The organism is Pseudoalteromonas phenolica, assembly GCF_005886345.1.
In the GTDB taxonomy this organism is placed as follows: domain Bacteria; phylum Pseudomonadota; class Gammaproteobacteria; order Enterobacterales; family Alteromonadaceae; genus Pseudoalteromonas; species Pseudoalteromonas phenolica_A.
In genome coordinates this window covers 1-23,054 of record NZ_PNEC01000033.1, presented here as the reverse complement: position 1 = coordinate 23,054, position 23,054 = coordinate 1, and the positions used below count along the sequence as shown (strand labels likewise).

Here is a 23,054-nt window from a genome sequence, read left to right as displayed (position 1 = left end):
GCTTTAAATTGCACTCACCACCGCAATTTGGGATAGTAAAGAAAAACACTATCAAAGAGTATGAGCGTTTCTTCACACCTGTTATTTTTTTTCTCATCACTGGGGGCATTCAATGGCCTGCTGTTAGCCCTGTTTCTACTTTTAAAGAAAGATAAGCAAGATACCGATAATTGGTTAGCTATATTGCTGACTTTGTTGAGTGTCAGAATTGGTAAGTCGGTGGCGTTTTATTTCACGCCTACGTTAGATAAGAGCATTTTACAGCTGGGGTTGACTGCTTGCCTGCTAATTGGCCCTTGTATCCTTGCTTATGTTGCACAATCGACCCTCAATAGCTTAACTATGAAACGGCTCACAATCACACTGAATTGCTTTATTATTGCAACAGTGATCATTGGCATACTCTTCCCTTATCAAGATTATTTAGAACTATGGCAATATTGGATCTACCGCGGTTCGAGTTATTTATGGTTGATTAGTTTGGTCATAGCTTCTGTTATGTACACTCGAAGAAATACCGAAAAATTAGCGCTGTCAAAGCAATTATTAACACAGCAGCCTTTTGTCGTCTTAGCGGGTAGCTGGCTAATTTGGACGGTCTATTTCACAGCCTCTTATACTTCTTATATTATGGGAGCATTAAGCTTTTCACTGGTGTTATATCTTACCCTGCTATTGGCACTTAAATCTAAATGGCAGGAGAAGGCCTCGACCACGCAAAGCAAATATCAAAATAATAAACTCAGCACAGAACAAACTACCCGCTTCTCAAACTTACTGAATAATTTAATTGCGACTGAGATGGTTTATTTAGACCCGCAACTAACTCTGCCGCGACTTGCAAAGCGCATGAGCGTAACTCACACACAGCTCTCTCAATTACTCAACGATCACTACCAAATGAACTTTAAGCAGTTCATTAATACACAACGCATAACCAAAGCAAAAGAAAGCTTGAAAGCTTATCCTGATATGCCTGTAGAAGAAGTGGCAGAGCGATGTGGGTTCAGCGCGTCATCTACGTTTTATAGTACCTTCAAGCAACAAACAGGTATGACCCCAAACCAATATCGAACTACTGAAATATAAGGTTGGACTCTTAGAATATAACCTAGCTTATTGTTATATATGCATATAATTTAACTTTGTGCAGACATTACTTATGGAGCACAAAGATGAAATGGCTGTATCTAATTTTAATCACCACCTTTTTAAGCCCAACTATTGGTTGGGCTAATAATCGCCTAGCAGACAACTCAGCGGTTAAACAGGTTATTCAAAACTATCTTGACGGTACAAGTAACGCGGATCCAACATTAATAAAGTCGGCTTTTCACCCGCAGGCACAGCTATTACTTAACCACAGTAAAAAACCTTTTTGGCAAGTATCAGCGTCTGAATACGCGAGTTGGTTTAGTAATAAATCAAAGTCTAGAACTGGTCATTTATTATCGCTCAAAGCAGACGGTAATACAGCGGTCGCTAGAGCCAAAATCACCACTGACAAGCCAGTAAAACAGTATATTGATCAGTTCTTATTAAAACGATTTGATGACAAATGGCTAATCGTCAGTAAAACAGCTAGCCAAATTGAAACTGAGACAAACAAAAAGCAGCTTAAGCTTGCAGCAGGTAAACGCGTGCTATTTATTGCCTCGAGTGCCGATTTTCATGGTAATTCAAAACTAGCGACGGGTACTAGCTTTTCAGAACTCGTTCATGCCTACGATGTATTTATTAAGGCTGGCTATCAAGTTGATTTTGTAACCCCTAAAGGCGGTCAATTACCACTTGCGTACATCAATACTTCAGATCCTATGCATCGCAAATATATCTACGACCGAGACTTTATGTATGCGCTTGCTAATACTGCAAAACCAGAGCAAATCGATGCCAGTCAGTATTTAGCCGTACATTATGTCGGTGGTGGTAATGCCATGTATCAAGTCGCAGAAAATAAAGCGCTTCAAGAAATTTCAATGCTGGTATACGAACAAAACCAAGGTATAGTCTCATCGGTGTGTCATGGCACTGCGGGCATTGTGAATTTAAAACTGAGTAACGGTGAGTATTTAGTGTCAGGTAAAACCATCAGCGGTTACCCTATTGCTTTTGAAAGAACAGATGCCGCTTACTACCAAGAGTTTCCTTTTGAAATAGAAACACTCATAAAGCAAAGAGGTGGCGTATTTAAATATGGTGAACGTAATCAATCTTATGTTGAAGTTGATGGAAGAATAATAACTGGTACTAACTTTCAGTCATCAAAGGCTGTTGCAGAGGCGATGGTGAATGCATTGAATAAGATGTAGACCTAATACAAGTGCCATAATTATGGCACTTGTTTTTAAAAGAAAAGCTAATTAGTTCCATGCACCTGAACGTGAATACATATATTCTGCATCAGCACACCAATTCACATCAGCCCATGTGTAATCTTTATAATAGATCTTATCTACACATGCTGTCATATAACCTTCTTCTATTTTGTATACATCTACCACACATGTCGTGCCCGTACACTTACTCGCACTTGAACGGTCATAAATACCGCTGAACGTCCAATCTACACGAGAAACTTCTTTTGTCGTATTTACTTTGAACGCAACTTTTGGGTCAAAACTAGGATTTGACTCAGCACCCCAGCAACGGTTTTGCGTATAGTTATCGTACTTCATTGTATCTACATAGCATGATACAGAGTTAGCGTAAGAGTTAACTGAGAACAGGCCTGCAACAAGCGCCATCAAAGCGATTAGTTTTTTCATTTTAATTGTCCTTATTAATATTTTAATTTCGCCCAATAATGAGCAGGGAATAACCTATCATCAAGAAAAACAAAAATAAACATTTTACTTACATTAATTAAACACCGAATAAACCTTACTCTTTCTCGGTGTTTATCTATCAAATTTAAAGCTAAACTCTGTAAACTAATTACATTGAGAGAAGATATCATGATCGAACAAGGCCAAGCTCTACCAAATGCTGTGTTAACCGAACTGACTGCTGATGGCATGCAAAACCACCAAGTGACTGAATTATTTGCAGATAAAAAAGTTGTGTTATTTGCAGTTCCTGGCGCTTTCACACCAACTTGCTCTGCCGCCCACCTACCTGGTTATGTGGTACTTGCAGATCAAATCAAAGCAAAGGGCGTTGATATTATTGCTTGTGTGTCTGTAAACGATGCATTTGTAATGAAAGCTTGGGGTGAAGCACACAATGCGAGCGAGTTAATGATGTTAGGTGATGGCGATGCGGCATTCACTAAAGCCATTGGTCTAGATAAAGAAACAGGCAGCTTTGGCGGTGTGCGCTCACAGCGTTATGCCATGATCATTGACAATGGCGTTGTGACTGAGCTTGCAGTAGAAGCGGCAGGTGAATTTGAAGTATCAAAAGCGGAATCTATTTTAGAAAAGCTGTAATACATCTTGAGTAGAAAAAATGAGTAATAAAAATGGGCACGTATTCACGCGCCCATTTTTATTTGATTAACCAGAGCTTCGGTTAATTAGCCGGTTAATATCTAAAAATTAATCGAGAAATCATCCGCATCTAGGTGGGCTGGAAAGCTTTTTCTAAATTGCTCAAGCTTTTCTTTGTTAAGTTCTGTGATCACAACCCCAAGCTTGTTATCTTCACCCTGAGCCAAAGCTTCACCAACAAAATCATAGGCAGCCGTTCCGCCATTATGCGCAACGCCATTGCCATCATCACCTACACGGTTACTGGCTAACACATAACATTGGTTTTCAATGGCGCGAGCTTGTAACAAGGTATCCCAAATACGGCGTCTCGCCGCAGGCCAGTTAGCGACATTAACCATCACATCATAGTCGTTACGGTTACGCTGAAACACCGGGAAGCGTAAGTCATAACAAATCTGCGGTAACAATCTAAAACCATTAATTGTAAAGACTTTACGGCTATCACCAGCACGTACATAGTCACCTTCTTTGCCTAGGCAAAATAAATGGCGCTTATCATAAAACTCAAAGCTGCCATCAGGCCTGCACCAATAAAAGCGATTGGCTTTCTTGCCTTGTTGCTCAACCAGTACAGAGCCAGCAACCACCGCATTGTGTGCAGTGGCTTGCGTTTGCATCCAGTTAAAAACAGGCCCTTGCTCAGCTTCTGCAGAAGCTAAGTTAATCGCAAACCCTGTGGCAAAGGTTTCAGGTAAAAGAATTAAATCAACCGGCTCAATGTGCTGCAATTGCATCGTTAGGTTGTCTAGATTTTGCTGCGGCTGTAACCAAACAATATCGCTTTGCACTAAGGCAACTTTTAAGGTTTCTGAGTTTATAGCTGACATAATTTCTCCGCAGCTGCAATCAATGTTGAGTCTTCTTTGGCAAAACACAAACGGATCACTTTGTCATTCGGTGCTTGGTTATAAAATACACTTAATGGGATCGCAGCAACGCCCACTTCTTTGACAAGGTATTCGCAAAAGGCCACATCGTCTAATTCAGAAATATCACTGTAATCTAACAATAAGAAATAAGTGCCTTCGCTTGACAAAATTTTGAAGCGACTCGGTGTAAGCGCTTCGATTAACAGGTCGCGCTTTTGCTGATAAAACGCGCTTAACTCGTCAATGTGCTCAGGCTGCTCGGCCATCGCATCGGCGATAGCCAACTGTGCTGGCGTGAAACTCGAGAAGTTTACATACTGATGGATTTTGCGAAATTCCGTCATCAATGCCGCTGATGCCACGCAATAACCCATTTTCCAACCTGTGCAATGGAATGTTTTACCAAAACTCGACACCACAAAACTGCGGGCAAATAAGCTTTCGTCACGCAAAGCACTTAGATGCGTTTGCCCATCAAAGCAAATATGCTCGTAGACTTCATCGCTGATCAGATATAAGTCATGCTGCTCAAGTAAATGTTTTAACGCCTCGATGTCAGCTTGCTTTAACGTCTTAGTGCTTGGGTTATGTGGGGTGTTGATAATAATGGCTTTGGTTTTATCTGTAATTACCTCAGCCACTTGCTGCCAATCAATTTTATAATCTGGCGCAGTTAGCGCGATATGCACGGTTTTGCCGCCCGCTAACTCAATCGCTGGCTTATAAGAGTCGTAAGCAGGGTCAAATACAACCACTTCATCTTCAGGACTAACTAATGCCTGAATAGCCACATATAAGGCTTCGGTTGCACCCGATGTCACCGTAACAGAGTGCTCTGCATTCACCGTCAGGCCATACTTGCGCTCAACCAATTGCGCGATTTGCTGTTGTAAAGCAGGTACACCACTCGATGGCGCATATTGGTTAAAACCACTTTGACTGTAATATGCCAGTCGCTCTTTTAACAGCGTCGGTGCGTCAAATTCAGGAAAACCCTGAGATAAATTCAGTGCTTGATACTGATTAGCCAAACCAGTCATTTGCGAGAATATGCTCACGCCTAAATTAGGTAATTTACTTTGCACAAGGGCCCCTTTTTTGTTGATGGTGCTTTCGCACGAGCGATGCTATCATTGCCAAAAATAGATGTATAGCCGTCTAAAATTATTTTTGAGATTCTTTATTATGCAGAATAATGCCGCAAAAATCGCACTGATAGAAGCCGGTCGTTGGGTTAGCCAAAAAGGCTGGGTACCCGCGACAGGTGGAAACTTCTCAATTAAAACAGAAGAAGGCTTTGTTGTGACTGCCAGTGGTTACGATAAAGGCCACTTAGCAGCAGAGCATTTCTTAGAACTTAATCAACAAGGCGAAATCACCGCAGGTAGTGGTAAGCCTTCGGCCGAAACAGCACTGCATTTAAAGCTGTATCAACTTCAACCAGATACTGAATGTGTATTGCACACTCATTCAGTAGCGGCCACCGTGCTATCACGTTTTATTAAAGGTGAAACCTTGTCTATACATGGCTATGAGATGCAAAAGTCGTTACGCGGTATTAGCAGCCATGAAGACGCATTAAAGATTGCCATTTTCGACAATGATCAAGACATCGATAGACTGGCTGAGCTTGTCGCACAGCGCCATCTAGCTGAGCCTGTAGTTCACGGCGTGCTGATCCGCGGTCATGGTTTATATGCCATGGGTAATTCTGTGGCAGAAACCCGTCGCCATATTGAAGGGCTAGAGTTTTTATTCGCCTGTGAATTAGAACACATTAGTTTAAGTGCAAAATTATGAACAAATTTGTGCAAACACCTAAAGCTTTTATTTGCCAATTTGCCTAAAAGTAATAAATTGGAGTCAGCTCTATGATCAAAGCCATCATCACAGATATTGAAGGCACCATTACTCGTATTTCATTTGTGAAAGATATTCTGTTCCCTTACGCTACTCAGCACCTTGCGCAATTTGTCGAGCAAAACCAAGACAAACCAGAAGTCGTAGAGCAAATACAGGCGGTAAGAACTGAAATAGCAAAGCCTGGCGCGCCATTAAGCACAATCATTGATGCCCTACTTGGTTGGATAGCGGAAGATAAAAAAATCACGCCACTCAAACAACTGCAAGGTTTGATCTGGCAAACGGGTTATCAACAAGGTGACTTTACAGGGCATATTTACCCAGACGCAGAACAGTTTCTCGCTGATCAAAAAGCCGCTGGATGCGAGCTTTATGTGTATTCATCGGGCTCAGTAAAAGCACAACATTTGTTATTCGAATACTCTGATTTTGGCGATATTCGCCCGTTATTCAGTGGCTATTACGACACCAAAGTCGGTGGTAAAAAAGAGCAAGCGTCTTATGAAAATATTTTAGCGCAGATCACTTTTGCGGCCAACGAAGTGTTATTTTTAAGCGATGTGTTAGCGGAGTTAGACGCAGCGAAAGCAGCAGGCATGCATACCTTACAACTGTGGCGCGATGACCAAGCGCGTAGCGAAACACACCCATTTATCGAAGATTTTACACAATTTAATGAAGCGTTATTTGTATGAGTAATTTAACTATCTACCGTCATGATGAGCCTGCGCAAGCAATCTTCCAAAGCGCAGATTTTAAAGCCATTCAAACCGAACTAAACAAAGCTGACGTGTTATTCGAGCAATGGCAAGCAAATGCCGAAATTGCAGCCGAAAGTACACAAGAAGATATTATTTCAGCCTACGCGGATGACATTGCCCGCGTACAACAAGATGGTGGCTACCAAACCGTAGACGTTATCTCGTTGGCCAAAGGCAACCCAAATGCCGCTGAATTAAGACAAAAGTTTTTATTCGAACATACTCACAGCGAAGATGAAGTGCGCTTCTTTGTAAAAGGTCAGGGGTTATTTTGTTTGCATTTAAACGAGCGCGTTTATCAAGTGTTATGCCAGCAAGGTGATTTAATTTCTGTACCAGCAAACACGCAACATTGGTTTGATATGGGCAGCGACCCTGAGTTTACCGCCATTCGCTTTTTCAATAACGAAGCCGGTTGGGTTGCACAAAGCACTGACAGCGACATTGCCACGCAATTTCCTATTTTAGATTAAACTCTTCTTATGAAATTGAATAAAAAAAGAGAGCTGATGTTGATCACATCGCTCTCTTTTTTATTTTGCGACACTGCACTTATTTATACTTATAAATTTCTCAATGCCCCCGCTGCCACTTGAGCTTGCTCATATACACCAGTATTGAGCACCCAACCCGTTACGAGCTTTGCAGGGGTGACATCAAATGCAGGGTTGAATACTTGTGCATTATTTGGCGCCCACTGGCAATCTCCAAAGCTACCACTGACGCCTGTTACCTCTGCCGCTGCACGTTGCTCAATAGGAATATGCTGACCATCGGGACAATCAACATCTAACGTCGTTATTGGCGCAACGACATAAAATTCGACGCTATGGAAGTGCGCTAATACCGCCAAGTTGTATGTCCCCACTTTATTGGCAAAGTCACCGTTTGCAGCAATGCGGTCTGCACCAACAAAGATTTTATCAACCTTACCTGCTGCCATTAGGCTCGCCGCCATATTGTCACAAATTAAGGTGTATGGAATTTGCCAGCTTTCAAGCTCAAACGCGGTTAGACGGCCACCTTGTAATAACGGTCTGGTTTCATCAACCCAGACATGAATATCACCATGCTGTTGATGTGCGTGATAGATCACCCCAAGCGCTGTGCCGACACCTGCTGTCGCCAAAGCACCAGTATTACAATGGGTTAAAATCTGTTCACCGGGTTTCACAAGTTCAGCACCCAATTTTGCCATCGCCTCACATAGCGTAACATCTTCATTGAATAAACGCTCAGCCGCTGTGACTAACGAATCGACAAAAGCTGATTGCTTTAGAGCTTCACGCATCTGCTTCATACAGTGCATTAAGTTAACAGCCGTCGGTCTCGTGGCTTCTAACTCATCGATCGCTTGGGCTAAATCAGTTTGGCTCATGCCTTGCTCAGCCAAATGTGCCACCAACAAAGTGGCTGCCAAGCCAATTAAAGGCGCGCCGCGCACTTTTAATGACAGAATTAATGTTTGCATCTCAGACACACTATTACACAGGTGCCAATGTTGCTCATGCGGCAGAAGGTACTGATCTAAAACATATAGTTTTCCATCTTGATATTTTAGGCTGCGCGCCAGCAAATTTTGCATGTAAGTCACTCCAAAATGATAACTGCTAGATTTTACATAAAGACACAAAGAAGTATAGACATCTAAACATTTAAAAATATAGAATGCCGCAATTATGTTCTTCACTGTGATAAAAGAGTATGGCTGACTATATTGCTTTTGATAACGCACAAGCCCTGAGTTATATCGAGCAGCTTGGCGAGTTTTTTGAACCAAACGCACAACTCACTTGTAACGAGTTTGGCGATGGTAATTTAAATTTAGTGTTTCGTATTGCGGATCAAAATGGCAACAGCATTATTCTTAAGCAAGCTTTACCCTATGCCCGCTGTGTGGGTGAATCTTGGCCATTAACCATAGATAGAGCGCGTATTGAAGCATCCGTTCTAAAAAAGCATGGGTTAGCGTGTGAGCAACATATCGCTAAAGTACTGCACACCAACGATGACCTTGCAGTTACTGTACTTGAAGATTTAGGCCATATGGCCATTTTGCGCAGCGAATTAAATCTAGCAAAAACCTATCCGAAACTTGGTGCTGATGTGGCCACTTATTTAGCAACAAGCAGTTTTTATTACTCCGACTTCTATTTAAAGCCTGCGGAGAAAAAAGCGTTAGTCCAAGAATTTACAAACCCTGAGCTATGTTCAATCACAGAAGACTTGTTCTTTGATGACCCATATAGAGCTTGCGAGCGAAATAATTACCCGCCAGAGCTAGAAACTGATGTGTTGCGCTTACAACAAAGCACTCAATTGCTTCGCCAAGTAGCGCAGTTAAAGCATCTATTCTTCTCTGCGCCACAAAGCCTATTACATGGCGATGTGCACACGGGTAGTATTTTTGCTGATCAAAGCGATACTAAGCTCATCGATCCTGAGTTTGGCTTTTTCGGCCCGATTGGTTTCGATTTAGGCTCTTTCATCGGAAATCTACTGCTTAACTATTGCGCACAAAATGGTCGTATTAAAGAAACCCCTAAGCGCCGTCAAATGCAGTCTTATCTATTAACTCAAATACAGCAGTGTTTAAATGATTTTGAAAGTATTTGGTTAACATTAGCAGCGCAACATACCCGTGATTTAGCACTACAAGCACCGGGTTATGCACAACAGTTTGTAGAGCAAATCATTCAAGACGCGTTAGGCTACGCTGGCACTGAATTAATTCGAAGAACCATAGGTCTTGCTCATGTAGTAGATATTGATGGTATTAAAGATGAGCGCGCGCGTCTGCAAGTGCAAAAGCAAACCTTATTACTCGGTGAGCAATTAATTTTGCATGCTGAAGAATGTGAAAACAAAGAGTCGGCTTACCAGCTGATTGTGAGCTTGATCCAGTAGAACCCTGCTCGCTATGAGATGCATAAAGACAAATAAAAAAGCCTTAACGATGAAGTTAAGGCTTTTTTAATACAAATTCTAAAAGCTTATGCCATTAGCTATTACTTGTGGTATTGGCCACTGAACTCATGTACTGAGTTGATGAACACACCTGCATTCTCAGGGTCTACGTCAGGTGTAATACCATGACCTAGGTTGAATACGTGACCAGAGCCTTCACCATAGCTTGCTAAAATGTTTTGTACTTCTTCACGAATACGCTCAGGTGTACCGTGTAGCATTGCAGGATCCATGTTGCCCTGAAGCGCAACCTTATCACCAACACGACGACGTGCATCACCAATATCAATCGTCCAGTCTAGGCCTACCGCATCACAGCCTGTTGCTGCAATCGCTTCAATCCACTGACCGCCATTCTTAGTGAATAAGGTTACTGGCACTTTACGGTCGTCGTTTTCACGAATTAGACCATCAACAATCTTGTGCATGTATTGCAGTGAAAACTCTTTATAATCGCGTGGGCTTAATACACCACCCCAAGAGTCAAAGATCATAAGCGATTGTGCACCTGCTTTAACTTGTGCGTTTAGGTAATCAATTACTGAATCAGCGACTTTATCTAGCAATAGGTGCAGTGTTTTTGGCTCAGCAAAAGCCATCTTTTTGATTTTGCCAAACGTTTTGCTCGAACCACCTTCAACCATGTAAGTAGCTAGCGTCCAAGGAGAACCCGAGAAACCAATCAGTGGTACTTCACCTTTCAGCTCACGACGAATAGTGCTTACTGCGTTCATTACATAGCCAAGCTCGTCAGTCGGGTCAATATTTGGGATCTTTTGAACATCTGCTAAAGAGCTGATCGGACGCTCAAATTTAGGGCCTTCACCAGTTTCGAAATACAGACCTAAGCCCATCGCATCTGGAATTGTTAAGATGTCGCTGAACAGAATTGCCGCATCTAACGGGTAACGACGAAGTGGTTGTAAAGTAACTTCACACGCCAATTCTGCGTTTTTACACAAACTCATAAAGTCACCAGCTTGCGCACGTGTTGCGCGATACTCTGGTAAATAACGTCCAGCCTGACGCATCATCCATACTGGCGTTACATCAACAGGTTGTTTCATTAACGCACGTAAATAACGATCGTTTTTCAATTCGCTCATAGCGTATCTCGATTCCAAAGCCTAAAAAATTGCGCAAATTGTATCACTAATTATGCGCAGGCTCTATCTAAACGCCCAAGCAAAGTGAATTGTCATGATCTAGATTAAATCTTCAATGCTTCAACCACTTATGGAAAGACAAGCAAAAAAATTAAAAAACATCTTGTTAAACTATTTGCAACAACAAAAAAAGCTTGGTATAACTTGCCTCGCGTTAAAAAAATAACAACAAAACACCTTTAATAAAAAAAATAAATGTATTTTTAAAATAATAATAAAAAATGCTAAACCAATTGATAAACCACCTTCGGGTGGTTTTTTTATGCCCACAAATGTAAAAATCTTAACCACTTAATTTCAATGACTTACACACCAACCTGAACAAATAATGAAAAAAATGGTTGACCTTTGAGCTAGATTTTCTTCTTATAGAGTAAACAACACGCTAAAGGAGTTCGCTATGTTATCAAGATTTGAAGAAGCCCAGCAAAAATGGGGTGGTAGTCACAGCGTTATCGATGCATGGTTAACTGAGCGTCAGGAATTGTTATTACAGTTTTGTAAGTTAGCAGGCTTCGCGCCATTCGAGCAAAACGATCATGCACTGCCTGACCAAGTGCAGATCCAAAGTTTTTGTCAGATCATGATGGATTACTTATCCGCTGGTCATTTTGAAGTGTACGACAACATAGTACAAGCATGTAAAGAGAAAGGGCCTAAGAGTGTTGCACTGGCCAATGCACTCTACCCTCGCATCTCTGAGACCACTGATGTTGCGCTAGATTTCAATGATAAGTATGCAGAAGCGTCAAAAGACGCAAGTCTTGGCAGTTTTGATACAGACCTATCTAAACTAGGTGAAGTGTTAGAATTACGTTTTGAGCTTGAAGACGAGCTAATAGAAAACTTTTACGCAAACCATACTAATTAGAACCGAATTAAGACAATCTTTAGACACAAAAAAGGGTTCATATAGAACCCTTTTTTTATTAAGCCTTTTGGTATTATACCAATCCTCTTAATTACTCAGCCGCAGCTGCTTTTTTCTCTTGTTGGATCTCAAGTAATTCAACTTCAAATACTAATGTTGAATTAGCAGGGATCTTACCAAGATCACGTTCACCGTAAGCAAGCTCTGAAGGGATAGTGAATTTAAACTTAGCACCTTCGTTCATAAGCTGAAGACCTTCAGTCCAACCAGAGATAACTTGCTGAAGACCAAATGTTGCTGGTTCATTACGCGAGTATGAGCTATCGAACTCAGTACCATCGATTAATGTACCTTTGTAGTGTACTTTTACAACGTCAGTTGCAACTGGCTTTTTACCTTCACCTGCGCTAATAACTTCATACTGAAGACCAGACTCAGTCACTGTTACGCCTTCTTTCTTAGCGTTTTCTGCTAGGTACTGAATGCCTTTTTCTTTACTTTCTTTAGCAAGTGCTTCTGCTTTTTCAGCCTGCTTAGTGCGAACAGTTGTATCAAGTGCAGTTAACACTTCACGAATCTTCGCTTCATCTAATTTTGCGTTACCAGCTAGAGCATCTTTAAAACCGCGCATTAGAAGTTCTTGGTCTAACTCAATACCGATGTCTTTTTTATCAGCAAGATCTTTTTGTAAGAAGTTACCTACTGATGCACCGATACCATAAGCTTGTTGTTGTAGTTCTGTTTCAAGCTTTACTTCTACAGGTTTTTGTTCTGCTTCTGCTTTTTGATTACATGCAGTTAGTGCCAACACTGACGCTGCAATTAAAGACAGCTTAATTGTCTGTTTCATTCTATCTCTCCGGCAAACATAGAGTTTACCTATACTATTTACTTTAAAGGTTAAATTTATGTATCCACATTATCATTCATCCGCTCAGATGCCAATCCTCATGCGGTTATCGTCATACAAGCGTAACAACGCGACTTTCCTGCTTTGATGCGCTACTATCAATAAAAAGCGCTATTATATGGACATAACTGCCAGTGTACCCTTTGTGAAACAGAGCGTTAAGGGAAAATACCTAAACTATGCAAAGTATTCGAATACTACTCATTTCGGTTGTTAGTACACTGCTGATGGCCTGCAGCCCTTCAGCAAAACAAGCCACCCATACAGTGGAGCATGCTGTTCGAGGTGCATTTGCTGCTGCTATTTCTGCCGACGGCCACTACTCTTTAATTTCTTCTGTTGAGCATGGAGTCAGCCTATGGGATAACAAAACTCATGGCTTAAAATACCAATGGCAGCATTCTGCAGACCCAGAAAACCTCGTGCATTCGCTCGCCATAGCCTATGACAATAGATTTGCTGTGACCGCCACCAACGATACATTTGCAGTTTGGAATATCAATACTGGCAAAAACCAAGGCTACTATCAAATTAAAACCGCCACGATCCGTGATATCGCGATTAGCAATCAGGGCCGCTATGTGATGTATGGCCGCAGTGATAATGTCATCGTCCATCTCGACTTAGTCAACGGCAGACGCTTAGAGTTCCTTGGTCATCAAGAAAAAATCAACAGTATTGCGTTATCACCCAACGGCCACTTTGCATTGAGTGGAGGCAACGACTACACCGCCTATTTTTGGGACACCAAAACAGGACAAGTAATACACCGCTTTAACCACCCTAGTCGCGTCACCAAAGTGGCCTTAGACGCACGTGGTCAATACGCATTTACCGCCGATAGTTTAAAAAAAGCCAGTGTCTGGCAGCTCACTTCAGGTGATCTCGTATCGCAATTGCAGTATATTGCTCGCCAGAAAATCTTCAGCGCCGTTCGCTTTAATGAAGATGCAACACTTATTGCCACAGGCTCACCAAACCGCGAACTATCACTTTGGCGTATAAGTGATGGCAAGCAACTAGATACCTTTTTAGTAAAACCGAGGGAGGGCAGCCGCCCAAAATCTGCGGTCGTGTTTGATGTTGCCTTTACTGATAACGAGCGCAGTTTAACCACAGAGAGTTCAAGTGGTTTGCTAGAAATATTTACCGATTTGGATACACAATGACAGAATTAGAAAACCGTGTGATGGAGTTAGAAGCAAAAATTGCTTTTCAGGACGATACCATCGAAACACTAAACGATGAACTTCGCACCCATCAAAAGCATTTAGCCAAAATGCAGCGCCAGTTAGAGTTATTAGCGCAAAAGATTAAAGAAGGAGGTGATAGTGGGTTAATGCCGCAGCATCAAGAGCCACCACCGCCGCATTACTAACCTAAACTCAGGTTACTAATGAATGCTTTAAGTCAGAGTTACTCTGGCTTAAACACACCAATCACTTGTTCAAATTGACGTGTTGATGCCTGTACCGCATCTTTCGGTTGCGTCATCTTATGGCCACACTCAACACATTCTACTTTTTCTACATCATGCTCTTTATATAGCATCATGACATCTTGCTTATTACACTCAGGACATACTGCCCCAGCAATAAAGCGTTTCTTCTGTTTCATTTTCGACTCGACCCGCGATTAAGTTATGCCCTATTCTATCTCAATACCCGATTTATAAGAAACATGTTCACTCTGTTTGCAAAAATAATACCTGCCCTCAAATAGAAGATAGAGTTGAGTCCCACAAAGCACTTCATGCTATGATAGCCGCATTATTTATTGTTGCTGTAACACTATGATCCAACTGTCAGATATCGAGCTACTTCGCGGTGGCAAAACCCTACTTAAAAACGCCAGTGCAACACTTTTTCCAGAGCACAAGGTCGGCCTAGTCGGCGCCAATGGCTGTGGTAAATCATCTTTGTTTGCATTGTTAAAGGGCGAACTACAGTTAGATTCGGGTGAGTTTCAATTTCCAAAAGATTGGTCTATTGCCTCAGTAAAACAAGAAACCCCAGCGCTTGAGATCAGTGCCCTTGATTACGTATTACAAGGTCACCCTGAATATTACGCCTGCCGTATTGCACTACGTGATGCAGAAGCGAATGATGACGGCGCAAAACAAGCGCAAATACATCAGCAAATTGAACATCTAAAAGGCTACAGCATTGAGGCCAAAGCCGGTGAACTATTCCATGGTCTAGGGTTCAGCAACGAGCAGATCGATAACCCAGTGAGCGCTTTTTCAGGTGGTTGGCGTATGCGCTTAAACCTTGCTCAAGCACTCATTCGCGATGCGGATTTACTTCTACTCGATGAGCCAACCAACCACTTAGACCTCGACGCAGTTTACTGGTTAGAGCGTTTTTTACGTGCCTACACAGGCACACTGGTGCTGATCTCTCACGACCGTGAATTTTTAGATGCGGTCGTTGACCAAATTTGGCACATTGATCGCAGCCTTGTGAATGTTTATAAAGGCCATTACTCTCAGTTCGAACGTCAAAAAGCAGAGCGCATGGCACAGCAACAAGCCTTATTCGACAAGCAACAAGAGCAAATTGCCCACTTAGAGAAATTCATTACTCGTTTTAAAGCCAAAGCCAGTAAAGCAAAGCAAGCGCAAAGCCGTGTTAAAGCACTTGAGCGTATGGAAAAGCTTGCTCCTGCACATGCTGATTCGCCATTCGATTTTGAATTTTCCGAGCCAAGTGCACTTCCAAACCCATTGATGACGCTAGATAACGCAAAAGCTGGCTATGGCGACATCACCATCTTGCATCAGATCAAGCTTAACCTAGTACCTGGCAGCCGTATTGCGCTACTTGGTCGCAATGGCGCGGGTAAATCAACTCTTATCAAATTGCTTGCGGGCGAATTGCAGCCACAATCTGGCGAAGTCTTTCAGCATCAAGGGTTGAAAATTGGTTATTTCGCACAGCATCAACTTGAGTCACTAGATTTACAAGCGAGTGCTGTTACACATTTACAACGCCTAGCCCCCGATGCACCTGAACAATCTTTACGTGACTTTTTAGGTGGCTTTGCCTTCAACGGTGACCGCGCTTTAGAGCCTGTAGCGCCCTTCTCAGGAGGCGAAAAAGCCCGTTTAGTTCTAGCCATGTTGGTATTCCAAAAGCCAAACTTACTATTACTGGATGAGCCAACCAACCACTTAGACCTAGAAATGCGTCATGCCCTTGTTATGGCGCTACAGGGCTTTGAAGGCGCGATGGTGACGGTATCGCACGATAGACACATGCTAAAAAATACCGCCGATGAATTTTATCTGGTAGATAACGGCAGCGTATCGCAATTTGGCTATGATTTAGATGAGTACTATCAATGGTTACTCAATGCCAATAAAGCCGACAACAAAAAAGAGCAAGTCGAAGTTAAAGCGCATTCCAGCAGTAATCGTAAAGAAGTTAAACGCCTTGAAGCTGAATTTAGAAAGTCAGTTCAACCTTTAAAGAAAGAAATCGATAAACTTGAAAAACAACTAGACAAGTTCTCGGAGCAGTTATCTGACGTTGAAAACCAGCTTGGCGACAACGATTTATACAGCGATGAAAACAAAGCCAAGCTCACCGAGCTACTGAACAAACAAGCTGAGTTAACGCCAAAAGTGAACCAAATAGAAGAAGACTTATTAATGGCGCTTGAAGAGATGGAAGAAAAACAAGCTGAATTTGAGGCAAGCCTCGTCTAATGTCTAAGCTCACGGCCGATACATTTTGGCAATTTGCATGCGATATATATAGTAAAAATGGCGTGCAACCTTTGCTGCTCGAGCTACAAGACGAGCAGCAAAAAAACGTAAACGTATGCTTATTACTGTTATTCCTCGACAGTCTAAAGCTACAACTAACACCGACTCAGTTTTCAGCGCTCAACAATGCCGCTGCGCTCAGTGATGCTCAGTTATTGAACCCGCATCGCCTAATTCGACAAAACCTAAAAACACACCATGCGCATTGCACTGACTATGCAGTTATTCGCAAGCAATTGCTTGAAAATGAGTTAGCTCTTGAGAAATTACAGCAAAGTTTGTTGTTAGACGCGCTACCGAGTTCAATCAGCGTTAACAGCGGCGCTGACAACCTAACTCTATATTTATCTGAACAAGATAAAAACCGCCTTTTACAGTGCCTTTAGCGGCAAAAAGCATGATCAAGATCAAGCTCTGACCCTAAGCTAAGCTGGCCAGAAAACAAACTTGATCTCGATCATATCAAGCCCGTCATCCCTCACCTATGATTACTTCATCGAGTGATTAGGAGGCCAAGGCCATGAACGTATTCTTTAGAGATTTTTTTAGCGACCCAGTGTTGTTTCTTTCATTTGGTATCTTGAGCACAGTGATTGTGCTATGCGCTTACTACGTTTACTACTTCATGAAGAAGATTAGCGAGTCAGAAGCTCCTGAACAATAGTTTTTATACTAATCCTCTTAATTAAGTGATTCATTTTGTGGATTAGTATTAGTGGTCTTGCCTTTGACCCACTTTAAATAAAGGCACTTGTTCCCCGATAGAGACGAATTAAGCACGACGCACAAAGCACCTTACTAACCTATTTAGTCGGGTGCTTTTTATTTGTGGAGCTAAAAAGGTTGTGTACAATATTCAGCACTTTCTCACCTATTCTCTGCTTTATCTCGACAGTTCTGGTTATTTAACCCATCACGACTCTTTGCTACACTGCTTGCGAGTATGCAAATAAGAAGAATTATGAGTTATCAGTTTGAAAGTGCTTGGTGGATGTCGAATCGTCATGCACAAACTATCTTGCCCCGTTTTTTTAGACCTTTTCAACGCGTTAATGTGGAATATGAAGAATTGACTACGCCCGACGGTGACTTTTTAGAATTAGCCTGGAGTCGCACAGGCAAAAAAGACTCACCTCTTGCCATTGTGCTACATGGTCTAGAAGGCAACCTAGATAGTTTTTACGCCAAAGGCATGCTCAAAGCCCTCACTCAGCAAGGCTTTGATACTGTGCTCATGCACTTTAGAAACTGCTCACGTTTACCTAATCGTTTGCCGCGCGCTTATCACAGCGGAGAAACCGGTGACTTACAGTTTTTAATCCAAACATTAAAAACGCGTTTAAACCCAAGTTCTTTATTTGCAGTTGGCTTTTCACTCGGTGGTAATGTGCTGGCCAAATATTTAGGCGAGCAAGGTAAGCAAAGTGATCTCAGTGGTGCAGCGGTTGTTTCAGCGCCCCATCATCTTTCTTCTTCGTGTCAGGTGATCAGAAAAAGCTGTTTCGGTTTATATCAAAAATACTTGTTGGACCGTTTAAAAAAATCATCCGCAAGAAAATACCCGCAGATCGGTGAAACGATAAAGCTGAACAAGCAAGAGTTAGCCGACATTAACGACTTGTGGCAGTTTGATGATCAATTAACAGCACCACTACATGGCTTTGAGGGTGCTGAAGATTATTATGCACAAGCAAGTGCACAGCCTTTCTTAAAATATATTGCGACACCCACTTTGCTGATCCATGCCGAAGATGACCCTATGCTCTCTAACGAAGCAGTGCCAAAAGCCGAGCAAGTCAGCAACCAAGTCACTTTGGCGGTGTCTAAAAAAGGCGGTCATGTCGGCTTTATTGGGGGTAAGAATCCGTTCAAACCCGAGTTTTGGCTTGAAAAAGCCGTCCCTCATTATTTTCAATCGCTCCTTAAAGGTCAGAAGTAGATGCTCATTCCATATCAGCAACTTGATCCAAATACGCTTAATAATCTCATTGAATATTATGTACATCGCGAAGGCACCGACTACGGTGACGCTGAAGTAAACACTGAAACAAAAGTGGAGCAAGTAAAAGCTCAGCTCAAATCAGGTGAAGCTCTTATTGTGTTTTCTGAACTCCATGAGTCGGTCAATATCGTCTCAAAAGCCCAATTCAACGCCATGCAAAGTGAAGAGTATACCCAAGGAAATGACACTGATTATGCGTAATCAGTGTTTATTTAAGCTAACTTTTGATATGTTTCTGATTAAAACGCTGCAAAGCTCATTTGCTTTTTCAACGCAGAAGCTTGGCGGCGAGATATATCGACTTCTGAGCCATTGCTCAGGGTCGCAGTTAACCCATAGTTGATACTCTCTTCTAGATGCACCACCGCATCTAAACGAATTATTTCGCTGCGACTTGCGCGTAAATATACACTAGGGTCAAGTTTTGCTTCAATTTTACTCAGCGAACTATGAATGTAAGACTTGCCAAATTCGGTGTAAATTGCCGCATGATTCCCCACGCTTTCAGAGCGCAATATGTCTCTCAACAAGATGATTTTCATTTTGTCAGCAAATTTCACCATCAATTTAAAATCGTCTTCAAGCTGCGTATTTTCGGTTTCTGATAGCAGACTTGAGAGCTTTTCAATGGCTTTTTCTAACCGCGCTGGGGCTGCAGGTTTTAGTAAATAGTCAACTGCATTGAGCGAAAAGGCATCCACGGCAAACTCGTTATAAGCTGTACAGAAGACGATAGGAATTTCACCTTTTAATTGCTCAGCGAGCTCAAGCCCGGTCCCTCCCGGCATTTCAATATCTAAAAATATTGCGTCTGGTGCTAAGTCATCGACTAAGGCTTTCCCCTCGATAATATTTTGCGCTTCACCCAGCACTTCTATTTGCTTATACTTTTTTAATAAACGCTGTAACTCTGCACGCGCCAAAGGCTCATCGTCAATGATAAGCACTTTAACTGTTGCTTTAGGCTGCATGGGGCACCTCCATAATGGCTTTAAATTCCTGACGCTCTTGTGAAATCAACAGCTTTGCCTGTTGCCCAAACATAAGCTCTAATCGAGATTGAATGTTTGCCAGCCCCAACTGGGTACCACTTTTAACTCTAGCTTCATCAAAAGGATTAATGACTTGTACCTGCACTTTGCCTTCACGCTCTGACACATTAATTTTCAGCTCCCCACCGTTAGGAAGATGAGCAATACCATGCTTTACCGCATTTTCAACGAGAGTAAGTAGAGACATGCTGGGCAAGGTTGCTTTAAGTAGATTCTGTGGGCAATCAAAGTGTACTTTGAGGCGCTCACCAAATCTCACTTGTTCAATAGCGAGGTAGTTTTCACAAATTTGCCATTCACCCTCAACACTGACATGTGTTCGTAAATCCGTCGTCAGGTTATACCTAAACAACTCTGAAAGCTGTGTGACGATTTCTGCCGCTTTATCTTGGTCTTGATAGATCATGCCACGAATAGTATTCAACGAGTTAAATAGAAAATGCGGGTTTATTTGATTTTGTAAGCTCGCGAGTTGTTGCTCTTTTAACTGCGTTTTTAGCATACGCTTCTCTCTTCTAGCAATCACTGCTAAATAACAGCCAGACCAAAGCCAATACATTGAACATTTGATAAAAATGGCTACCCACTCGATTCTTTTGTTTTCGTGAAATTCAATTTTGCTACCTTGAACTTGCATGGACACTTCATCACTGGGTAAGCCTGAAAGAGCAACTGTCTGAACCACAAACTCATAAGAGAGATGATAAAGTGCTGCTGCAATCACACTCACTACCAATAAGATTGGTAGTGTAGGTCTCTTCATGCCTCGTTTGCGAGCAAGCCATTGACTGCCATTTCTGATAACTAAATGGCTAAACAATATAAAGAAGCTTGATGTAAGCAGTGCTCTGATAAAAAGGGAGCTTATCTGCTCGCTCGTCAGCTCATTAAAACCTATGGTCGCCAGAATACTGCTATTTAATGCCAAAATTACAACGAAAGCAGCTAACTGGCATAGCCAATACTTCTTCATAGATACAATTCTCCTTGCTTTGATGCGGTGAATTGTACCCATATTAGTTTCAATTACCAGCTTAGAACTTTGAAACAATTGAAATAAACAGCGAGTCATTGTCACCTACACTGCTAAATCCCATACCCATTGAATAAGCATCTGTCTCGGTTGACTCTAAAGCGATACGATATCCCAATTCATTTTCCTCACCATTTCGATGAATCGCAGCAGCATTAAGCACTAAACTCTTTTTGAAGTTGTAACTTGCGCCTAAACGAGTCACATCATAACTGCGAGTAAAGCTTTGCGGTTGGCCTGACACCTCTTGCTGTAACATCGCTGATTCTAAATAAACATGTAACGTATCAGAGTGGGCGTAATTCAAACCAAGTGTGATATCAGCTTGTGAAAGCTGAGCGTCTTCATCACTGCGGTTGATTTGATAATGCATACGACCGTATAAGTTTAAGCTTTTTTCCTCTTCTTTAAGTAAATTTCCGAAGTCAGCTTGGTAGCTCATACCAAGGCCACTGCCTTTGAAAACATCATCAATCTCATTGCTTTGCACACTGATATTAAAGCCTTCTTTAAGCTCCAGCTTGGCCGATGCCTCTGCTTTTTCAGTTTGCTGAACTAGGCTGTTTTCTGCTGCATTGGCAGCGCTTGATGCCGAACCTAAAATAGCAGCAATTAAAGTGCGGCGAATTATTTTGGTATTGAATTTAGACATGTTGTTTTCCTTTATTATTTAAATTTTTAGGCTGCGTGCCTCTGTTGGGAATAACTATATGGAAAACTCGCTATGGTAATTTGCGAAAAGTGATAAATGGTTTGAAAAGAGGATAAGCGGACAATATACAGGATGAAGAAATTGTTGTTACAATCAACCAACTTAAAACAATAAAAGACTGGATCATGAAAGTAACCCTCTCTCTTGCCGCACTGTCTTTGGTTATTGCCAGTGCCAATCTATCAGCAGCAGAAAAGCAATACAGCGCATCAGAACTTGCTGAGCGTATTGCTAAGCAAAATATCTTAATTGATACACATATTGATGTTCCTTATCGCATCGCAGACAAATGGGATGATGTTAGCAAGGCTACAAAAGATGGTGATTTCGATTATCCCCGTGCGGTAAAAGGCGGCTTGAACGTGCCATTTATGTCGATTTATATTCCTGCTAGCTTGGAGTTTGAAGGCAAGGGGAAAAGTTATCAATTAGCTAACCAGCTGATTGATGGTATGGAAGCCCTAGTATTCCGTGCTCCAGATAAATTCGCGATGGCATATTCATATAAAGATGCTTATCAACATTTTAAAAAAGGCAAAATGTCGATTGCGATGGGGATGGAAAACGGCTCACCAATGGAAGGAGATATGAAGAACCTCAAACACTTCTATGATCGTGGCGTTCGTTATATCACTTTAGCTCACTCGCAAAGTAACCATATTTCTGATTCTTCATATGATGTACGCAGAAAGTGGAAAGGCTTAAGCCCATTTGGTAAAGATCTCGTAAAAGAGATGAATAATATCGGCATGCTGATTGATGTTTCTCATATTTCTGATGATGCGTTTTATCAAGTTATGAAGCTATCTAAAGTGCCTGTGATCGCATCACACTCATCACTGCGTAAATACACGCCAGGCTTTGAGCGAAATATGGATGATGAGATGTTATTAGCACTGAAGAAAAATGGTGGCGTGATCCAAATTAACTTTGGCTCTAGCTTTGTGACCAGTGCATCTCGAGGCTGGTATGACAAACGCAAAGAAGCGCAAAAAGCTGCAGAAGACAGTGGCAATAAAGTGACTGATTTCGCAGCTGCATACCGAGCTAAAAACCCATTCCCATTCGCAACCTTAGACCAAGTGCTAGATCACATTGATCATGTCGTGAAACTCATTGGTATTAATCATGTGGGTATAGGCTCTGATTATGATGGCGTAGGTGACTCACTCCCTATCGGCCTTAAAGATGTATCGACCTACCCTAACCTAGTGCAAGGCCTTTTAGACAGAGGTTACAGCGAAGGCCAAATTAAGAAGATCTTAGGTGGAAATACTATGAGGGTTTGGCGTCAAGCAGAAGAATACGCAACTCAGTTTTAGTATTAAGTGCAAAAGGTTACCGACTGCGAACGAAGTGAGGACGGTCTTTTTGCGCAAGGTGAAATGAGTAAGTTTAACAAGCGCTGACCTTCACCTATATCATGAGAGCGCGCAGCGCTCTCATTCTCTTTGCGCAAGGGCGATGACTAACCGAAGCGAAGCTTCGCAGCAGGAAGAGGTGAGCGCATGGATGCGCGATGGAACCCAGCTTCGTTGATGAATTACAACTTAGAACAAGCCTAAAGTAACCTGAGCTGCGCATA

26 protein-coding genes are annotated in these 23,054 nt (G+C 42.0%); 16 read left to right on the top strand and 10 right to left on the bottom strand.

Going from position 1 to position 23,054, the window contains the following annotated elements; genetic code table 11:
• Positions 1-60: 60 nt before the first annotated feature.
• Positions 61-1,089, top strand: a complete 1,029-nt coding sequence (locus CWB72_RS12860; protein ID WP_138631961.1) for a helix-turn-helix domain-containing protein — start codon at positions 61-63, stop codon at positions 1,087-1,089.
• 86 nt (positions 1,090-1,175) lie between these two features.
• Entirely contained in the window at positions 1,176-2,312 is a 1,137-nt protein-coding gene (locus CWB72_RS12855) for a nuclear transport factor 2 family protein (protein WP_138631958.1), read from the top strand.
• 51 nt (positions 2,313-2,363) lie between these two features.
• Here CWB72_RS12855 and CWB72_RS12850 read toward each other — a convergent pair whose 3' ends face one another.
• A complete protein-coding gene (locus CWB72_RS12850; protein WP_138631956.1) occupies positions 2,364-2,768 on the bottom strand; it encodes a hypothetical protein in 405 nt (134 codons plus the stop codon).
• A 189-nt stretch (positions 2,769-2,957) separates the two neighbouring features.
• On the opposite strand from CWB72_RS12850, the gene CWB72_RS12845 reads away from it, so the two are divergent.
• On the top strand, positions 2,958-3,431 hold the full coding sequence (locus CWB72_RS12845) for a peroxiredoxin (RefSeq protein WP_138631953.1): 474 nt from the start codon (positions 2,958-2,960) through the stop codon (positions 3,429-3,431).
• A 101-nt stretch (positions 3,432-3,532) separates the two neighbouring features.
• Here CWB72_RS12845 and CWB72_RS12840 read toward each other — a convergent pair whose 3' ends face one another.
• Positions 3,533-4,321: an amidohydrolase gene (locus tag CWB72_RS12840; RefSeq protein WP_138631950.1), complete on the bottom strand. Its 789-nt coding sequence runs from the start codon at positions 4,319-4,321 to the stop codon at positions 3,533-3,535.
• Positions 4,309-5,403, bottom strand: a complete 1,095-nt coding sequence (locus tag CWB72_RS12835; protein WP_252371556.1) for a methionine aminotransferase — start codon at positions 5,401-5,403, stop codon at positions 4,309-4,311. Before CWB72_RS12835 ends, CWB72_RS12840 begins: the two co-directional genes overlap by 13 nt.
• 145 nt (positions 5,404-5,548) lie before the next feature.
• Here CWB72_RS12835 and CWB72_RS12830 point away from each other — a divergent pair, with 145 nt between their 5' ends.
• The 3 genes from CWB72_RS12830 (at position 5,549) to CWB72_RS12820 (ending at position 7,460) form a co-directional block, all read left to right on the top strand.
• Positions 5,549-6,163, top strand: coding sequence for a methylthioribulose 1-phosphate dehydratase (locus CWB72_RS12830; RefSeq protein WP_138631945.1), 615 nt, complete (start codon positions 5,549-5,551; stop codon positions 6,161-6,163).
• A 71-nt stretch (positions 6,164-6,234) separates the two neighbouring features.
• Positions 6,235-6,921 (top strand): acireductone synthase, encoded by a 687-nt coding sequence (mtnC, locus tag CWB72_RS12825; RefSeq protein ID WP_138631942.1) that lies wholly within the window; start codon positions 6,235-6,237, stop codon positions 6,919-6,921.
• Complete coding sequence (locus tag CWB72_RS12820; RefSeq protein WP_138631939.1) at positions 6,918-7,460, top strand: 1,2-dihydroxy-3-keto-5-methylthiopentene dioxygenase; 543 nt, start codon at positions 6,918-6,920, stop codon at positions 7,458-7,460. The genes mtnC and CWB72_RS12820 overlap by 4 nt, the downstream gene beginning before the upstream one ends.
• An 89-nt stretch (positions 7,461-7,549) precedes the next feature.
• Here the strand turns inward: CWB72_RS12820 and mtnA are convergent, their stop codons facing one another.
• The gene (gene mtnA / locus CWB72_RS12815; protein WP_138631936.1) at positions 7,550-8,572 is read right to left on the bottom strand and encodes an S-methyl-5-thioribose-1-phosphate isomerase; all 1,023 of its coding nucleotides are present in this window, start codon (positions 8,570-8,572) and stop codon (positions 7,550-7,552) included.
• Between the two features lie 119 nt (positions 8,573-8,691).
• On the opposite strand from mtnA, the gene mtnK reads away from it, so the two are divergent.
• Positions 8,692-9,894 carry an S-methyl-5-thioribose kinase gene (gene mtnK, locus CWB72_RS12810; RefSeq protein ID WP_138631934.1) on the top strand — a complete coding sequence of 401 codons (1,203 nt, stop codon included), beginning with the start codon at positions 8,692-8,694 and terminating at the stop codon, positions 9,892-9,894.
• Positions 9,895-9,995: 101 nt separating this feature from the next.
• Here mtnK and hemE read toward each other — a convergent pair whose 3' ends face one another.
• A complete protein-coding gene (hemE, locus tag CWB72_RS12805; protein WP_138631932.1) occupies positions 9,996-11,060 on the bottom strand; it encodes a uroporphyrinogen decarboxylase in 1,065 nt (354 codons plus the stop codon).
• A 460-nt stretch (positions 11,061-11,520) separates the two neighbouring features.
• Here hemE and rsd point away from each other — a divergent pair, with 460 nt between their 5' ends.
• On the top strand, positions 11,521-11,991 hold the full coding sequence (rsd, locus tag CWB72_RS12800) for a sigma D regulator (protein WP_138566694.1): 471 nt from the start codon (positions 11,521-11,523) through the stop codon (positions 11,989-11,991).
• 91 nt (positions 11,992-12,082) lie between these two features.
• Here rsd and fkpA read toward each other — a convergent pair whose 3' ends face one another.
• Positions 12,083-12,841, bottom strand: a complete 759-nt coding sequence (gene fkpA, locus CWB72_RS12795) for an FKBP-type peptidyl-prolyl cis-trans isomerase (RefSeq protein WP_130256535.1) — start codon at positions 12,839-12,841, stop codon at positions 12,083-12,085.
• A 239-nt stretch (positions 12,842-13,080) separates the two neighbouring features.
• On the opposite strand from fkpA, the gene CWB72_RS12790 reads away from it, so the two are divergent.
• A complete protein-coding gene (locus CWB72_RS12790; RefSeq protein WP_138631930.1) occupies positions 13,081-14,070 on the top strand; it encodes a WD40 repeat domain-containing protein in 990 nt (329 codons plus the stop codon).
• On the top strand, positions 14,067-14,279 hold the full coding sequence (locus CWB72_RS12785; protein ID WP_058028475.1) for a SlyX family protein: 213 nt from the start codon (positions 14,067-14,069) through the stop codon (positions 14,277-14,279). Before CWB72_RS12790 ends, CWB72_RS12785 begins: the two co-directional genes overlap by 4 nt.
• A gap of 38 nt (positions 14,280-14,317) precedes the next feature.
• Here CWB72_RS12785 and CWB72_RS12780 read toward each other — a convergent pair whose 3' ends face one another.
• Positions 14,318-14,518 (bottom strand): YheV family putative zinc ribbon protein, encoded by a 201-nt coding sequence (locus CWB72_RS12780; protein ID WP_058028474.1) that lies wholly within the window; start codon positions 14,516-14,518, stop codon positions 14,318-14,320.
• Positions 14,519-14,693: 175 nt separating this feature from the next.
• Between CWB72_RS12780 and CWB72_RS12775 the strand changes: the two genes are divergently transcribed.
• The 5 genes from CWB72_RS12775 to CWB72_RS12755 all read left to right on the top strand — a co-directional run bounded on the left by CWB72_RS12775 (position 14,694) and on the right by CWB72_RS12755 (position 18,873).
• The gene (locus CWB72_RS12775) at positions 14,694-16,610 is read left to right on the top strand and encodes an ATP-binding cassette domain-containing protein (RefSeq protein WP_138631928.1); all 1,917 of its coding nucleotides are present in this window, start codon (positions 14,694-14,696) and stop codon (positions 16,608-16,610) included.
• Complete coding sequence (locus tag CWB72_RS12770) at positions 16,610-17,056, top strand: TIGR02444 family protein (protein WP_138631926.1); 447 nt, start codon at positions 16,610-16,612, stop codon at positions 17,054-17,056. The genes CWB72_RS12775 and CWB72_RS12770 overlap by 1 nt, the downstream gene beginning before the upstream one ends.
• Before the next feature lie 134 nt (positions 17,057-17,190).
• Positions 17,191-17,334 carry a DUF3149 domain-containing protein gene (locus CWB72_RS20920; protein ID WP_138631925.1) on the top strand — a complete coding sequence of 48 codons (144 nt, stop codon included), beginning with the start codon at positions 17,191-17,193 and terminating at the stop codon, positions 17,332-17,334.
• 297 nt (positions 17,335-17,631) lie between these two features.
• Positions 17,632-18,609, top strand: coding sequence for a hydrolase (locus CWB72_RS12760; protein ID WP_138631923.1), 978 nt, complete (start codon positions 17,632-17,634; stop codon positions 18,607-18,609).
• Entirely contained in the window at positions 18,610-18,873 is a 264-nt protein-coding gene (locus CWB72_RS12755) for a YheU family protein (RefSeq protein ID WP_138631921.1), read from the top strand.
• Between the two features lie 38 nt (positions 18,874-18,911).
• On the opposite strand, the gene CWB72_RS12750 is transcribed toward CWB72_RS12755, so the two are convergent.
• The 3 genes from CWB72_RS12750 to CWB72_RS12740 all read right to left on the bottom strand — a co-directional run bounded on the left by CWB72_RS12750 (position 18,912) and on the right by CWB72_RS12740 (position 21,409).
• Positions 18,912-19,643 (bottom strand): LytR/AlgR family response regulator transcription factor, encoded by a 732-nt coding sequence (locus CWB72_RS12750; RefSeq protein ID WP_138631919.1) that lies wholly within the window; start codon positions 19,641-19,643, stop codon positions 18,912-18,914.
• Positions 19,633-20,697: a sensor histidine kinase gene (locus CWB72_RS12745; RefSeq protein ID WP_171037297.1), complete on the bottom strand. Its 1,065-nt coding sequence runs from the start codon at positions 20,695-20,697 to the stop codon at positions 19,633-19,635. The genes CWB72_RS12750 and CWB72_RS12745 overlap by 11 nt, the downstream gene beginning before the upstream one ends.
• 61 nt (positions 20,698-20,758) lie before the next feature.
• Positions 20,759-21,409 (bottom strand): hypothetical protein, encoded by a 651-nt coding sequence (locus CWB72_RS12740; protein ID WP_138631915.1) that lies wholly within the window; start codon positions 21,407-21,409, stop codon positions 20,759-20,761.
• Between the two features lie 185 nt (positions 21,410-21,594).
• Here CWB72_RS12740 and CWB72_RS12735 point away from each other — a divergent pair, with 185 nt between their 5' ends.
• Positions 21,595-22,791, top strand: a complete 1,197-nt coding sequence (locus tag CWB72_RS12735; protein WP_138631913.1) for a dipeptidase — start codon at positions 21,595-21,597, stop codon at positions 22,789-22,791.
• The last annotated feature ends 263 nt before the right edge of the window (positions 22,792-23,054 follow it).